General features: G+C 69.6%; 13 protein-coding genes and 1 tRNA gene. 8 read left to right on the top strand and 6 right to left on the bottom strand.

Annotated elements, in window-relative coordinates; all coding sequences use genetic code 11:
* The first annotated feature begins 130 nt into the window (after nt 1-130).
* From C4B68_RS20420 to C4B68_RS20385, 8 genes are all read left to right on the top strand, one after another.
* Nucleotides 131-868 carry a YcnI family copper-binding membrane protein gene (locus C4B68_RS20420; RefSeq protein WP_099501970.1) on the top strand — a complete coding sequence of 246 codons (738 nt, stop codon included), beginning with the start codon at nt 131-133 and terminating at the stop codon, nt 866-868.
* 110 nt (nt 869-978) lie between these two features.
* Nucleotides 979-1,632, top strand: coding sequence for an SCO family protein (locus C4B68_RS20415; RefSeq protein WP_099501971.1), 654 nt, complete (start codon nt 979-981; stop codon nt 1,630-1,632).
* A gap of 14 nt (nt 1,633-1,646) precedes the next feature.
* Entirely contained in the window at nt 1,647-2,111 is a 465-nt protein-coding gene (locus tag C4B68_RS20410) for a copper chaperone PCu(A)C (protein WP_180289254.1), read from the top strand.
* 13 nt (nt 2,112-2,124) lie between these two features.
* On the top strand, nt 2,125-4,224 hold the full coding sequence (locus tag C4B68_RS20405) for a copper resistance CopC/CopD family protein (protein ID WP_373682222.1): 2,100 nt from the start codon (nt 2,125-2,127) through the stop codon (nt 4,222-4,224).
* An 8-nt stretch (nt 4,225-4,232) separates the two neighbouring features.
* Nucleotides 4,233-5,567, top strand: a complete 1,335-nt coding sequence (efeB, locus tag C4B68_RS20400) for an iron uptake transporter deferrochelatase/peroxidase subunit (RefSeq protein WP_099501972.1) — start codon at nt 4,233-4,235, stop codon at nt 5,565-5,567.
* A 163-nt stretch (nt 5,568-5,730) separates the two neighbouring features.
* Nucleotides 5,731-6,666, top strand: coding sequence for a prephenate dehydratase (gene pheA, locus C4B68_RS20395; protein ID WP_099501973.1), 936 nt, complete (start codon nt 5,731-5,733; stop codon nt 6,664-6,666).
* Between the two features lie 664 nt (nt 6,667-7,330).
* Entirely contained in the window at nt 7,331-8,608 is a 1,278-nt protein-coding gene (serS, locus tag C4B68_RS20390; RefSeq protein WP_099501974.1) for a serine--tRNA ligase, read from the top strand.
* A complete protein-coding gene (locus tag C4B68_RS20385; RefSeq protein WP_099501975.1) occupies nt 8,605-9,438 on the top strand; it encodes an HAD family hydrolase in 834 nt (277 codons plus the stop codon). The genes serS and C4B68_RS20385 overlap by 4 nt, the downstream gene beginning before the upstream one ends.
* A gap of 84 nt (nt 9,439-9,522) precedes the next feature.
* On the opposite strand, the gene C4B68_RS20380 is transcribed toward C4B68_RS20385, so the two are convergent.
* From C4B68_RS20380 to C4B68_RS20355, 6 genes are all read right to left on the bottom strand, one after another.
* Nucleotides 9,523-9,609: transfer RNA gene (locus tag C4B68_RS20380), tRNA-Ser, on the bottom strand.
* Between the two features lie 258 nt (nt 9,610-9,867).
* Nucleotides 9,868-10,101, bottom strand: coding sequence for an SGM_3592 family protein (locus C4B68_RS20375; RefSeq protein ID WP_099501976.1), 234 nt, complete (start codon nt 10,099-10,101; stop codon nt 9,868-9,870).
* A 139-nt stretch (nt 10,102-10,240) separates the two neighbouring features.
* Nucleotides 10,241-10,960, bottom strand: coding sequence for an ABC transporter permease (locus tag C4B68_RS20370; protein WP_099501977.1), 720 nt, complete (start codon nt 10,958-10,960; stop codon nt 10,241-10,243).
* 10 nt (nt 10,961-10,970) lie between these two features.
* Entirely contained in the window at nt 10,971-11,882 is a 912-nt protein-coding gene (locus tag C4B68_RS20365; RefSeq protein WP_099501978.1) for an ABC transporter ATP-binding protein, read from the bottom strand.
* On the bottom strand, nt 11,879-12,784 hold the full coding sequence (locus C4B68_RS20360; RefSeq protein WP_099501979.1) for an ABC transporter permease subunit: 906 nt from the start codon (nt 12,782-12,784) through the stop codon (nt 11,879-11,881). The genes C4B68_RS20365 and C4B68_RS20360 overlap by 4 nt, the downstream gene beginning before the upstream one ends.
* A complete protein-coding gene (locus C4B68_RS20355; RefSeq protein ID WP_099501980.1) occupies nt 12,774-13,790 on the bottom strand; it encodes an ABC transporter ATP-binding protein in 1,017 nt (338 codons plus the stop codon). The genes C4B68_RS20360 and C4B68_RS20355 overlap by 11 nt, the downstream gene beginning before the upstream one ends.
* Between the last annotated feature and the right edge of the window lie 134 nt (nt 13,791-13,924).

Genomic DNA, 13,924 nt, shown 5'->3' with positions numbered 1-13,924 from the left:
ACTCCACGAAGGGGCCGCCGTCGTGCGGCACGCGCGCGTGCACGCCGTTTCGCCCCAGGGGCACGCCTCAGGGTCACGGTGTCGCACACGCATCCCTGTTCCTCGTACTGAGAGTGGAGTGTTCCCTTCCATGAAGGCTTCCCGTATCGCCGCCGCCGGCGTCGTCGCCGCCTCGGCCGTCCTCGCCCTCTCCGCCCCCGCCTTCGCGCACGTCACCGTGCAGCCCGACGGCGAGGCCGCCAAGGGCGACTACGCCACCGTGAACTTCAAGGTCCCGAACGAGCGCGACAACGCCTCGACCACCAAGGTCGAGGTGAGCTTCCCGACCGACCACCCGCTCGCCTCCGTCATGCCGCAGGCGGTCGACGGCTGGAGCGTGAAGATCACCAAGTCCCAGCTGGACAAGCCGATCTCGATGCACGGCGAGACGATCGACGAGGCCGTCACCAAGGTCACCTGGAGCGCCACCGGCAAGGGCGTCGAGCCGGGCTTCTTCCAGAAGTTCCCCGTCTCCATCGGCGCGCTCCCCGAGGACACCGACGAACTCGTCTTCAAAGCCATCCAGACGTACTCCAACAAGGAGGTCGTGCGCTGGATCGAGGCTCAGCAGGAGGGCCAGGAGGAGCCCGAGTTCCCGGCTCCGGTGCTCGCGCTCTCCGCCGCGTCCGAGGACGGCCACCACGGCTCCTCCAGCGGCGAGGAGGCCTCCGACGACAAGGAGGCGGCCGCCAAGGAGACCACCGAGGCCGCGGCCCCCGCCGACAGCACTGACACCACCGCCCGCGTGCTCGGCATCGTCGGCATCGTCGTCGGCGCGGCGGGCGTGGCCTACGGCGTACTGGCCGGTCGTCGGCGTACGAACGCCTGACGCCCACACTCTCTGTTCCGGTGCGCACCGGGAAGCGCCTACGACCTCGCTGTTCGGGCGTCGTAGGACCCCGGTGCGCACCGGAGAAATCACATCTGGGACATTTTTCCATGCGCAAGAAGACGTATGCCGTAGCAGCCCTGTTCGCCGCCGCCACTCTGACGCTGTCCGCCTGCGGCAGCAGCTCCGACGGTGGCACGCCGGTCGCCGACGTGTCCGCCGAGACCGGCTCCGCCAAGGCCGCGACGGTGCTCGACAAGCCGTTCGAGAAGCCTGACCTCGTACTCACCGACACGAACGGGAAGAAGTACGACCTGCGCGCGCAGACCAAGGGCCGGCCGACGCTGATCTACTTCGGCTACACCCACTGCCCCGACGTCTGCCCGCTGACGATGAACAACCTCGCCGTCGCCAAGAAGCAGTTGCCCAAGGCAGAGCAGGACAAGCTCCGCGTCGTGTTCGTCACCACGGACCCGGGCCGCGACACGCCCGCCGCGCTCGGCACATGGCTCAAGGGCATCGACTCCGAGTTCGTCGGCCTGACCGGCGACTTCGCGACGATCCAGGCCGGCGCCCGCACCCTGGGCATCTCCATCGATCCGACGTCGAAGGACAAGAACGGCAAGCTCGTCTCCGTGCACGGCACCCAGGTCGTCGCGTTCTCGCCGAAGACCGACGGGGGCTATGTGCTGTACGGCGAGGACGCCACCGTCGACGACTACACCAAGGACCTCCCCCGGCTCATCAAGGGAGAGACCCCGTGAGGCGTCCCGGACGTGTGTCGAGGCCTCTCGCCGGTTGCGCGGGTGTCATAGCCGCGGCGCTGGCCCTGGCGGGCTGCGGCTCGGGCGACGGTGACGCGTCCTCGGCCGAGCCCGAACTGAAGATCACCGGCGCCTACATGCCCGCCCCGAGCATGGCCAGCATGGCGGCCGGCTTCTTCACCGTCACCAACACCGGTGGCGCCGACACCCTGACCTCGGTCACCAGCGACCTCTCAGACAATGTCACGCTGCACTCCACGGAGGGCGGCGCGATGGAGGAGGAGAAGTCGTTCGCCGTGCCCGAAGACGGCACGCTCGACTTCGCGAGCGGCGGCAACCACCTCATGTTCGAAAAGCTCACCCACACCCCGAAGCAGGGCGAGAAGGTGTCCGTGGAGCTGCACTTCGCCAAGTCCGGCACGGTAAAGATCTCCATGCCGGTGAAGTCACCGACGTACACCCCGAAGTCCGGGCACTGAGGGAGGGATCACCTTGACGCAGACCATCGCCTCCCGCTTCCCGAACTTCCGCGGCTTGCAGAACTTCCGCAGCTTCCGGACCTTCTTGCTGCTGTTCCTCGCCGTATCCGGCGCGCTCCTGGCGGGCGCGGCGCCCGCCTCCGCGCACGCCGCGCTGACCGGGAGCGACCCGAAGCAGGGATCGGTGGTCGACAAGGCGCCCGCCCAGGTCTCGCTCACCTTCTCCGAGAAGGTCGCGATCAGCGACGATTCGCTCCGCGTGCTCGACCCCAAGGGCAAGCGGGTCGACACGGGCGAGGCAACCAACCCGAGCGGCACCACGTACGCCGTGAAGCTGCACTCGGGGCTGCCCGACGGCACGTTCACCGTCACCTACCAGGTGGTGTCGGCGGACAGCCACCCCGTCTCGGGCGCCTTCACCTTCTCCATCGGCGCGCCTTCGCAGACCTCCGTCTCGGTGTCCGACCAGACGGTTGGCGGCGGGGTCGTCGGCGCGCTCTACGGATGCGCGCGCTATGTGTCGTACACCGGCTTCATCCTCCTCGTCGGCGGCGCGGCCTTCGTGCTGGCCTGCTGGCAGCGCGGCGCCGGGGTCCGGCCGGTGCAGCGGCTCGTGGTCGCCGGATGGCTCGCGCTGACCGGTGCCACGCTCGCGCTGCTGCTCCTGCGTGGTTCCTACGTCGGCTCCGGCGAGGTCCGCGACATCTTCGACCTGACGCTGCTCGGGCAGGTGCTGCAGACCAAGTCGGGCGCGGCGCTGGTCTCCCGGCTGCTGCTGCTCGCCGCGGCGGCGCTGTTCATCGCGGTGCTGTTCGGGGCGTATGTGAAGCGAGACGAAGACGACACGGCCGACACGGCCGACGGGTCCGAGGCGGTCGCCACCGACGGGTCCAACGCGGCTGCCGACAGGGCCGCCGAGCAGAAGGACCTCACCTTCGGGCTCGCGATCGGCGGCGCCGTCATCATGGCGGGCCTGGCCGCCACCTGGGCGATGGCCGAGCACGCCTCGACCGGCATCCAGGCGGGCATCGCGATGCCTGTCGACGTGCTGCACCTGTTGGCCGTCGCCGCCTGGCTGGGCGGGCTGGCCACGCTGTTGGTCGCCCTGTTCCGGGCGCCGGCGGACGCGCAGATCGAGGTGGCGGCCGTACGCCGCTTCTCGCGCGTCGCGTTCGGCAGCGTCCTCACGCTGGTCGCGACGGGGATCTACCAGTCGTGGCGGCAGCTCGGCTCCTGGACGGCACTCACCGACACGACGTACGGGCAGTTGCTGCTCGTCAAGATCGGCCTGGTGGCGGTCCTTGTGGGCATCGCGTGGATCTCGCGGCGCTGGACCGGGCGGCTGGCCGAGGGTGCGGCTCCGGAGGCCGTGGCGGCGGCCGTGGTCGAACGGCGCGGAAGGGCGGGGGCGACGGCGGGGACGAAGGTCCTCACGGACTCCGGCGACTCGCGGCGCGGGAGCTCTTCAAGCTCTTCGAAGGGCTCTTCGGGCTCTGCGAAGGACTCTTCGGGCTCCTCGAAGGGCTCTTCGAACTCCGCGGACTCCAGGCGCGCCGCCCAACTCGCCCGGCAACGGGCCGCCATGGCCACCGCGCGCGACAAGCGCATCCGCGAGGCCGACCCGCACCGCTCGGGCCTGCGCCGCTCGGTGCTCACCGAGGCGGGCGTCGCCATCGTCCTGCTCGCGGTCACGACCGCGCTGACGACCGCCGAACCGGGGCGCACGGAGGAAGCGGCCGAGCAGGCCACCGCCTCGGCCTTGCAGCGCTCAGGACCGCTGTCACTGCAGATCCCGTTCGACACCGCCGGCGAGGACGGCAAGGGCACTGTGGAGGTCACTCTCGACCCGGCCCGCGTCGGCGGCAACGAAATGCACCTCTTCGTGGAGCGGCCGAACGGCAAAGCCTTCGACGTGCCCGAGGTTAAGGTCGCTTTCACGCTCGCCGCGAAGAACATCGGCCCGCTGCCGGTGACCCCCGACCGCATCTCCACCGGACACTGGTCGGCGAGCGGCGTGCAGCTCCCCATGGCGGGCGACTGGAAGATCGCGGTGACCGTGCGGACCTCCGACATCGACCAAGTGACCGTGAACAAGAACGCGCAGATCGGCTGAACCTCACCATGGCTGACCAGTCCACCCCGGAGGCATCCGTCCAAGGTCCTAGGAAGGCCGATGCGGAAAACGTCTCTCCTAGGGAGGCCGTTTCCCAGGAGTCGTCTTCGGAGCACTCTTCACACGCCGTCTTTTCGCGGCGGCGGCTGCTCGGCACCGCGGGCGCCACCGGTCTCGTCCTGGGCGCGGCCGGAGGCGCCGCGGGATACGCGGCGGCGCCCTCCGCCGAGAAGGCCACACCGCTGACCTCACTTGGCGCGGACACGGTGATGTTTCACGGGAAACATCAGCCCGGCATCACCACCGCCCTCCAGGCCCGCGGCCACCTCGTCGCCTTCGACCTGGCCGCGGGCGCGGGCCGCAAGGAGGCGGCCGCGCTCCTGCGCCGCTGGTCGACGACGGCCCAACGGCTGATGGCGGGCGAGGCGGCCGCGCACGACGACACGGATGTCGCCCGCGACGCGGGCCCATCGTCGCTGACGGTCACCTTCGGCTTCGGACACAGCTTCTTCGCGCGTACGGGGCTGGAGAAGCAGCGCCCGGTCGCCCTGGACCCGCTGCCCGACTTCTCCTCCGACCACCTCGACAAGGCCCGCAGCAACGGCGACCTGTGGGTGCAGATCGGCGCGAACGACGCCATGGTCGCCTTCCACGCCCTGCGCGCGATCCAGAAGGACGCGGGCAGCGCGGCCCGTGTGCGCTGGCAGATGAACGGCTTCAACCGCTCGCCCGGCGCCACAGCCCAGCCGATGACGGCCCGCAACCTGATGGGCCAGATCGACGGCACCCGCAATCCGAAGCCGTCCGAGTCCGACTTCGACCAGCGCATCTTCGTGCCGGCCTCCGGCGACCCTGCGTGGATGGCGAACGGCTCATTCGCCGTCGTACGCCGCATCCGCATGCTCCTCGACGACTGGGAGAAGCTCCCGGTCAAGGATCAGGAGAACGTCATCGGGCGGAAGAAGTCCACCGGGGCGCCGCTCAGCGGCGGCACCGAGACGACCGCGATGGACCTCGACAAGACCGACGCCGACGGCAACTACGTCGTCCCCATCAACGCGCACGCCCGGATCACCCGGCCCGACCAGAACGGCGGCGCCGCGATGCTGCGCCGGGCGTTCTCCTTCCATGACGGCGTCGACACGGACGGGGTGCCCGACGCGGGCCTGCTCTTCATCTGCTGGCAGGCCGATCCGCTGCGCGCCTTCGTCCCCGTCCAGCGCAAACTCGACCGCGGCGACGCGCTCTCCGCGTTCATCCGCCATGAGTCGAGCGGGCTGTTCGCGGTGCCGGGCGGGGCGGCCGAGGGGGAATACGTGGGGCAGCGGTTGCTGGAGGGGTGAGGGGCGCCGTTCGGGGCCGTGGTTGCCGGTCGGGCGGAGGTCGCCGCTCGGTGCGGCGGTCGCCGTTCGGAGCAGCCGTTGCTGGTCGGGCGAAGGTCTCCGTTCGGGGTAGTGGTTTCCACAGGCATGAGCCGGGTTGGACACGGCCCATTAGGGTGACGGTATGTCGGCGACGCGCTACACCTATCTCGGCCCCGAGGGAACGTTCACCGAGGCCGCCCTCCGCACGCTTCCGGAAGCCGCCACGCGGGAGCTGGTCCCCATGGTGTCCGTCCCGGCCGCGCTCGACGCGGTACGCGGCGGCGAGGCCTCGGGCGCGCTCGTGCCGATCGAGAACTCGGTCGAGGGCGGTGTCACCGCCACCCTCGACGAACTCGCCAAGGGCGAGCAGCTGATGATCTACCGCGAGGTCGTGCTGCCCATCGCCTTCGCCCTGCTGGTCAGGCCCGGCACGACCCTGAAGGACATCAAGACGGTCACCGGGCACCCGGTCGCCCAGCCGCAAGTACGCAACTGGCTCGGCGCGCACCTGCCGGACGCCTTGTGGGAGTCGGCGGCGTCGAACGCGGACGGCGCGCGCCTGGTCCAGGAGGGCCGGTACGACGCGGCTTTCGCGGGCGAGTTCGCGGCGGCGACATACGGGCTCGAACCGCTGGTGACCGAGATCCACGACGCGGCGAACGCCGAGACCCGCTTCGTGCTGGTAGGCCGCCCTGCCCGGCCCGCGGCCCCGACCGGCGCCGACAAGACGTCCGTGGTCATCTGGCTCAGCGACGACCACCCGGGCGCGCTGCTCGAACTCCTCCAGGAGTTCGCCGTACGCGGCGTCAACCTGATGCGGATCGAATCGCGGCCGACCGGCCAGGGCATCGGCAACTACTGCTTCTCCGTGGACGCCGAGGGCCACATCACCGACCGTCGCGTGGGCGAGGCGCTGATGGGCCTCAAGCGGATCGCTCCCCAGGTGCGCTTCCTCGGGTCGTATCCGCGGGCCGGGGTCGCCCTGGAGGACGTACGGCCGTTGCGGCCCGGGACGTCCGACGGCGCGTTCTCGGACGCGTCGGACTGGCTGGCGCGCTGCCAGGACGGCCGGTTCTAGCACTGCCAGTGCGGCCGGTTCCAGACAGGTCGTAAGCCGCCGCCACAGGGGCGTAAGCCGCCGGTGCGGCTGTTTCCCCAGCTGATCTCCACCGGTCCTATCTGCTGATGTTCTTCATCCACAGGCGTTATCCACAGGGCTGCTTCTCGACCTGGGGACAAGTCGACAGCGAAGCACTACATCGTCGACAAATCGGCCTACAGGACCCAACTTTGCCCACAGCCCCGCACGTCACCCCTCGTCCACTCTTTTCCCTTGATCAATCCTTTGGAGGGAGCCATTTCCACTCGAACGTGGGTGTAGGGATGGTTTGAACCGGGAATTCTTCGTCCCGCATGCAGCTTTCGGAATGATCACTTCCGCCATCCACAGATCTTCCACACAGCCTGTGGATAACTCTGGCGGGGCGCGGATTCCTGTGGACAACCCCAGGTCCAAGTCCCGCCCTCCACAAGGAGGTCCGGTCAACCCGTAGACTCCGCTCTGCCCCGTTTCAGGGAGCGGCGCCCTTTTTATTGACGCTGCCGACCGCCCGTCGGCGCCCCATTGGCGATCAAGAGATCGATCAAGAAAATCAACCCGGCATTTCACTCATAACGCGACAGAAGCCACGCACCGGAATATCGAGTCGTTGGCCGGAACCGCGCACCGGTAGCCTTGAGGGGTGATTGACCTTCGCCTGCTCCGTGAGGACCCCGACCGTGTTCGCGCCTCCCAGCGCGCCCGTGGAGAGGACGTCGCCCTTGTCGACGCCCTCCTCTCCGCCGACGAGCGGCGCAGGTCGTCCGGCGTCCGCTTCGACGAGCTGCGTTCCGAGCAGAAGGCGCTCGGCAAGCTGATCCCCAAGGCCTCGGGTGACGAGAAGGCCGAGCTGCTGAAGAAGGCGGGCCAGCTGGCTGCCGACGTCAAGGCGGCTGACGCCGAGCAGCACGATGCGGACGAAGAGACCAAGCGGCTCCTCCTCCAGCTCGGCAATCTCATCCACCCGGACGTCCCGGTCGGCGGCGAGGAGGACTTCGTCGTCCTGGAGACGCACGGCACGATCCGCGACTTCGGCGCCGAGGGCTTTGAGCCCAAGGACCACTTGGAGCTCGGCGAGGCGCTCGGCGCCATCGACGTCGAGCGCGGCGCCAAGGTGTCCGGCTCGCGCTTCTACTACCTGACCGGTGTCGGCGCGCTCCTTGAGCTCGCCCTCGTCAACGCGGCGATCGCGCAGGCCACCGAGGCCGGCTTCATCCCGATGCTGACCCCGGCGCTGGTCCGTCCGCGCGCCATGGAGGGCACCGGCTTCCTCGGCCAGGCCGCGGACAACGTGTACCACCTGGAGAAAGACGACTACTACCTGGTCGGCACATCCGAGGTCCCCCTCGCGGCGTACCACATGGACGAGATCCTCGACGCCGACCAGCTGCCGATGCGCTACGCCGGCTTCTCGCCGTGCTTCCGCCGCGAGGCCGGCACGTACGGCAAGGACACCCGCGGCATCTTCCGGGTGCACCAGTTCGACAAGGTCGAGATGTTCTCGTACGTCGCTCCCGAGGACGCGGAGAACGAGCACAAGCGGCTCCTGGACTGGGAGAAGCAGTGGCTGACCAGCCTCGAGCTGCCCTTCCAGGTCATCGACGTGGCGTCGGGCGACCTCGGCTCCTCCGCGTCCCGTAAGTACGACTGCGAGGCGTGGATCCCGACCCAGGGCAAGTACCGCGAGCTGACCTCGGCCTCGAACTGCGACGGCTTCCAGGCCCGCCGCCTGTCCGTGCGCATGCGCGACGGCAAGAAGGTCCAGCCGCTGGCGACGCTGAACGGCACGCTGTGCGCCGTGCCGCGCACGATCGTCGCGATCCTGGAGAACCACCAACTCGCCGACGGCTCCGTGCGGGTGCCGGAGGTGCTGCGTCCGTACCTGGGCGGTCGTGAGGTCCTGGAGCCGGTCTCCAAGTGACCGGCACGACTGGGTCCGACGGATCCACCGGGTCCTTCCCGTACAAGCTCATCGCGACCGATCTCGACGGGACGCTGCTGCGCTCCGACGAGACGGTCTCGCGACGCACGCGTGAGGCGCTCACCGCGGCGTGTGCCGCGGGTGCCGCGCACATCGTCGTCACCGGGCGCGCGGTGCCCTGGACCCGGCACATCCTGGACGACCTCGGCTACGAGGGGCTCGCGGTGTGCGGTCAGGGCGCGCAGGTGTACGACGCGGGGGAGCACAGACTGCTCACCTCGGTGACGCTGGACCGGCAGCTGGCCGGTCTGGCGCTCGCCAAGATCGAGGCGGAGGTCGGCCCGCTGCTGCTGGCCGCGAGCCGTGACGGACTCGACGGCGACGTGCTGGTGGGCCCGGGCTACCGGGTGCAGGACGGCCCGCTCCCGGTCGTGCCGATCAAGGACGCGGGGGACCTCTGGTCGGCTCCCCTGAACAAGGTGTACGTCCAGCACCCGACGCTCTCCGACGACGAACTCGCCGCGGTTGCCACGCAGGTCGCGGGCGGACTCGTCGGCGTCACGATGGCCGGCGCGGGGATAGTGGAACTCCTCCCCCTCGGCCTTTCGAAGGCGACGGGGCTGTCCCTGGCGGCCCGCCGTCTCGGCGTGAAGGCCGCGGACACGATCGCCTTCGGCGACATGCCGAACGACCTCCCCCTGTTCGCCTGGGCGGCACGCGGGGTGGCCATGTCCAACGCCCACGACGCCCTCAAGGCGATCGCGGACGAGGTGACGTCCTCGAACGAGGAGGACGGAATCGCGGTGGTGCTGGAGCGGTTGCTCGCCTGAGCCTTGCGGCAGGAGGGCGGCGATGCGGCCGTACGTCTTGAGTTCGGCCGTACGTGTCGTACGTCTTGAGCGTCGGTCGTCTTGAGGAGGATGCGCGGATCGAACGCGCGCGGGGTGTGACCCCCGACCACGGCTTAGCAAGCCGGTGCCTTACCTCTCGGCCAATCCTCCGGGTGGGCGGCCCGCGCGAGATGCGCGCTCGAAGCGGCCGCCCCGGGCAGCCCCCCGTGCGGGCGGGCTCGACGGAGGGTAACTACTCCGGAGCCTGCCGCGGGCTGCCCTGTCGGGAGCTCGACGGACTGCTGCTGATAAACATCGTCGCGCTCCTCTCCCAGAATGTGGCGCCGGCTCGATGCGGCGGCGTGGACAGAACTACTGTGCCCGTCCGCCGACTTGGGCGCCACTGAATTAACCGCTCCCCGCAGGGAGTTACCGGCGGCGCCACCTGCGCCGACGCCCCTTGCTGAAGAACCACCCCGCGGGCGGCTCGTCCGAGCGCCAGGGCTGCGGATCGGGTCCTCCGTCGCGCCAGCGGGCGGCGAGCATCCGCGCGCGGGCCGACTGCTCGGCCGTCTCCGCGGACCGTATGAAGTCCTCGTCCAGCACCAGGTCGTCCCAGACGTCCTCAGGCTCCCGCGGTTCCTCACCCTTCGGTTCTGCCATCCCCGTTCCTCCTGGCCGTGCGTCCCCGTTCGCCCAGTGTGCCCGTACGCAGGTGAAGCCGGTGTCAAGAAATAAGGGGCTCCACGCGCGCGTGGGGGGCGACTCCCGGCATCCCGGCACGCGCGCGTGCAGCCCCCGGTCACTCCTCGCCCGCCAGCGTCAGCGCCCGCAGCCTCTGCCCGGCGTACCAGGTGGCGAGTACGGTGACCGCGACCAGCAGCACCGTCGCGGTCGGCAGGCCGACGTCCGAGGTGACGAGGTCGCCGCCGGTGACCTTGTGGCCCACGGCGAGCGCCCACTGCTGGACGCTGAGCGTGCGCGCGCCGGACACCAGCGACCCGAACAGGGCCTCCCAGACCAGCGCGTAGACGAGTCCGAAGACCACCGCGTGCCGGGTCACGGTTCCCAGGAGCAGGAACAGGGCGGCGTACGCGATCGAGGCGACCAGCGCGGCCACGGTGTAGGCGACGGCGATCTGCTGGCCGTTGCCGTTCAGGATCATGCCCGCGATAAAGGTCGGCACCGCCGAGAAAGCCATGGTGACGGCGATCGCGACGATCAGCTTGGTGAAGATGATCGTGGGCCGCTTGAGGGGCTTGGCCAGCAGATACACCACCGAGCCGTCGTCGATCTCGGGCCCGATCGCGCCCGTGCCGGCGATCACGCCGATGATCGGCACCATGGTGGCGAGCGCCAGCCCGCCGAGCAGGTCCGCGGCCACCTGGTCGTCTGCCCCCGTGAGGGCGCGTACGGCCGCGGAGATCACGATGAGCAGGGCGGGCAGCGCGCTGAGAATGAGGGCTCGGCGGCGGCCGAGCAGGGCCCGGTACGTGAGCCGGGCGACTGTGGGGTCGTACATCTTCGGCCTCCTACGCCGCGACGAGATACGAGAAGACGGACTCGAGGGACTCGTCGGACGGCGAGACCGTGAGCAGCCGGATGCCGTGCTCGCGCGCGACGCGCGGCAGCAGCGCGGTGAACCGGCCGAAGTCGACCGTCTGGATGCGCAGCGCGTCCTCGGCCAGGTCCACTTCGATGCCGGACGTCGACGGGTCAGCGATCAGCGCGGCGGCCAGCACCCGGTCGTCGCTGGAGCGGACGAGGTAGCGGTGCGGGCGGTCGGTCATCAGGCGGCGGATGCGCCGGAAGTCGCCGCTCGCCGCGTGCCGCCCGGCGACGATCACCTCGATGTGGGCGGCGAGTTGCTCGACCTCTTCGAGGATGTGGGACGAGAACAGCACCGTGCGGCCCTCGTCGCCCATGCGCCGCAGCAGGTCCATGAGCTGCATGCGCTGGCGCGGGTCCATGCCGTTGAAAGGCTCGTCGAGCAGCAGCAGGGACGGGTCGTGGACGAGCGCGGAGGCCATCTTCACGCGCTGTCGCATGCCCTTGGAGTACGTCGAGATCTTGCGGTCCTGCGCGTACTCCATCTCGACCGTGGCGAGCGCACGCTGGGCTTCGCGAGCGCCCAGTCCGTGCAACTCGGCGTTGGCGACGACGAATTCGCGGCCGGTGAGGAAGTCGTACATCGCCTCGCGCTCGGGGACGATGCCGATGTGCCGGTAGATCTGTTCGTTGCGCCAGACCTGTTGGCCGTCGAGGGTGACGGTGCCCGTGGAGGGGGCGAGGAAGCCGCCCATCATGTTGATGAGGGTGGACTTGCCGGCGCCGTTCGGGCCGAGCAGGCCGGTGACGCCGGGGCCGATCGTCATCGTGATGTCGTTGACCGCCACCACGTTGCCGAACCAGCGTGAGACGTGGTCGATGTTGAGCGTGGTCACAGCCCGGCCTTTCGGTAGCGGCGCATCAGAAGGCCGTAGCAGCCCGCGATGAGACCCAGGACGACGATGAGGTAGACGACGCCCTGCCCGGACGAGGGGCCTTCCCCTCCGGGGAAGGCGGAGGTGGCGCCGAGGAAGGCCGTCTGCACTCCGTCGATGAGCGTGATCGGCGAGAGGAGTCCGATCCACGGGACGGCGTCCGTGCTGGACTGCTCGAAGGCGATCGCCTGGACGGTGGACACGGCTCCGTAGGAGATGGTCAGGGCGGCGATGACGGCCGCGATACCGAAGCCGCGGCGCGGGGTGACCGCCGAGATGACCAGGCCGATCCCGGCGAAGAGGAGCGACAGCAGCGCCACGGAGACCAGTCCCTGCCCGAATCCCTTCGTCTGGTCGGCGAAGTCGAGCTTCGCCAGAAGCGCCCCTACGTAGAGCACGATCAGCGGCGCGGCCGTGAGGATGAACATCGCCGAGGCCAGGGCGGCGTACTTGGCGCGTACGTAGTCGGCGGTCTCGATGGGACGCGAGAAGTACAGCGGCACGGTCTTGAAGCGCAGGTCGCGGGAGACGGACTGGGGTCCCTGGGAGGCGACGTACAGCCCGATGACGGCCTGCATGATGACCGCGTAGCGCGTGTAGTCGACGGGCAGGTCCTTCGCCTTGGTGGCGACGGCGACGGCCACCATGATGAGTGCGGGGACGCACATCACCACGAAGAGCAGCATCGGCAGCACCTTGGACTTGACCGAGCGGCCGAGGCCGTAGGCGCCGCGCAGGGACTGCGAGTACAGCGAGCGGCGGGCGTAGGCGCGGCCCAGGCGCGGGCCGTCGTAGTTCCGGTAGCCGATGTTGTGGATACGGGTCTGCTCACCGGGCTGGGTGAGGGGCTGCTCAACTGCCATGGCGGACCGCCTCCTTCCGCTGGTCGTCGCGCCGGCCCTGTTCATCGCGCTGTCGCTGTTCGTCGCGCTGTCGTTGTTCGTCGTTGTCCTTGAAGACCTCGGCGATCTGGTGCCTGCGCTGTTCCATCCGCACCAGGCCGAGGCCGAGGTCGGTGACGACGTCGCGGACGAGGTCGTAGGTCTCCTCGCCCTCGGCGGTGAGCAGCAGGATGTGTCCGGCGCCGGGCAGGCCGCTGCCGTCGTGTGTCTCGATCCCGCGCGCGTGCAGCGCCTCGCGCACCGCGCCGGTGCCGTCCGGGTGCTCGTCGGTGTCGGTGACCTCGATGGCGAGGGTGGTCGTGGTCTGGGTGAAGTCCGTGGTGGAGCTGGACCGCAGCAGCTTGCCGCCGTCGATGACGACGACATGGTCGCAGGTGCGCTCCAGCTCGCCCAGGAGGTGCGAGGTGACCAGGACCGAGATGCCGAAGTCGGTGTGGATGCGGCGGATCAGGCCGAGCATCTCGTCGCGGCCGACCGGGTCGAGGCCGTTGGTCGGCTCGTCAAGGAAGACCAGCTGCGGGTCGTGGACCAGCGCCTGGGCCAGCTTCACGCGCTGCTTCATGCCCGTCGAGTAGCCGCCGATGGGGCGGTAGCGCTCCTCGTACAGGCCCACGTGGCGCAGCGTGTCCGCGGTGCGCTCGCGGGCCGCGGCCGGTGGGAGCCCGGACATGCGCGCCATGTGCACGACGAACTCGGTGGCCGAGACGTCGGGCGGCAGACAGTCGTGCTCCGGCATGTACCCGACCCGCTCGCGGATGGCGGCGCCCTTGGTGGCGACGTCGAGTCCGAGCACTTCGGCGCGGCCCTCGGTGGCGGGGGACAGACCCAGCAGGATCTTGATCAGTGTGGACTTGCCGGCCCCGTTGGCTCCGACGAGTCCCGTCACACCGGGCCCGACGTCCACAGAGAGCCGGTCAAGCGCGGTCACCCTGGGGAACCGCTTGCTCAGGCTTTCGGTCGCGATCACAGTCACGATTCGAAGGTAGTGGCACCCGCCACAGCGGTCGTCACCCCTGGGAGCTGGATTCGCGTCCGACTCCAGTCGTACGGGCCCGTAGGGGTCCCCCTGAGGTCGAACATCGCGCGAGAGGTTATCCACAT

This window comes from Streptomyces dengpaensis, assembly GCF_002946835.1.
GTDB lineage: Bacteria > Actinomycetota > Actinomycetes > Streptomycetales > Streptomycetaceae > Streptomyces > Streptomyces dengpaensis.
This window is presented reverse-complemented; position numbering and strand designations above follow the sequence as displayed.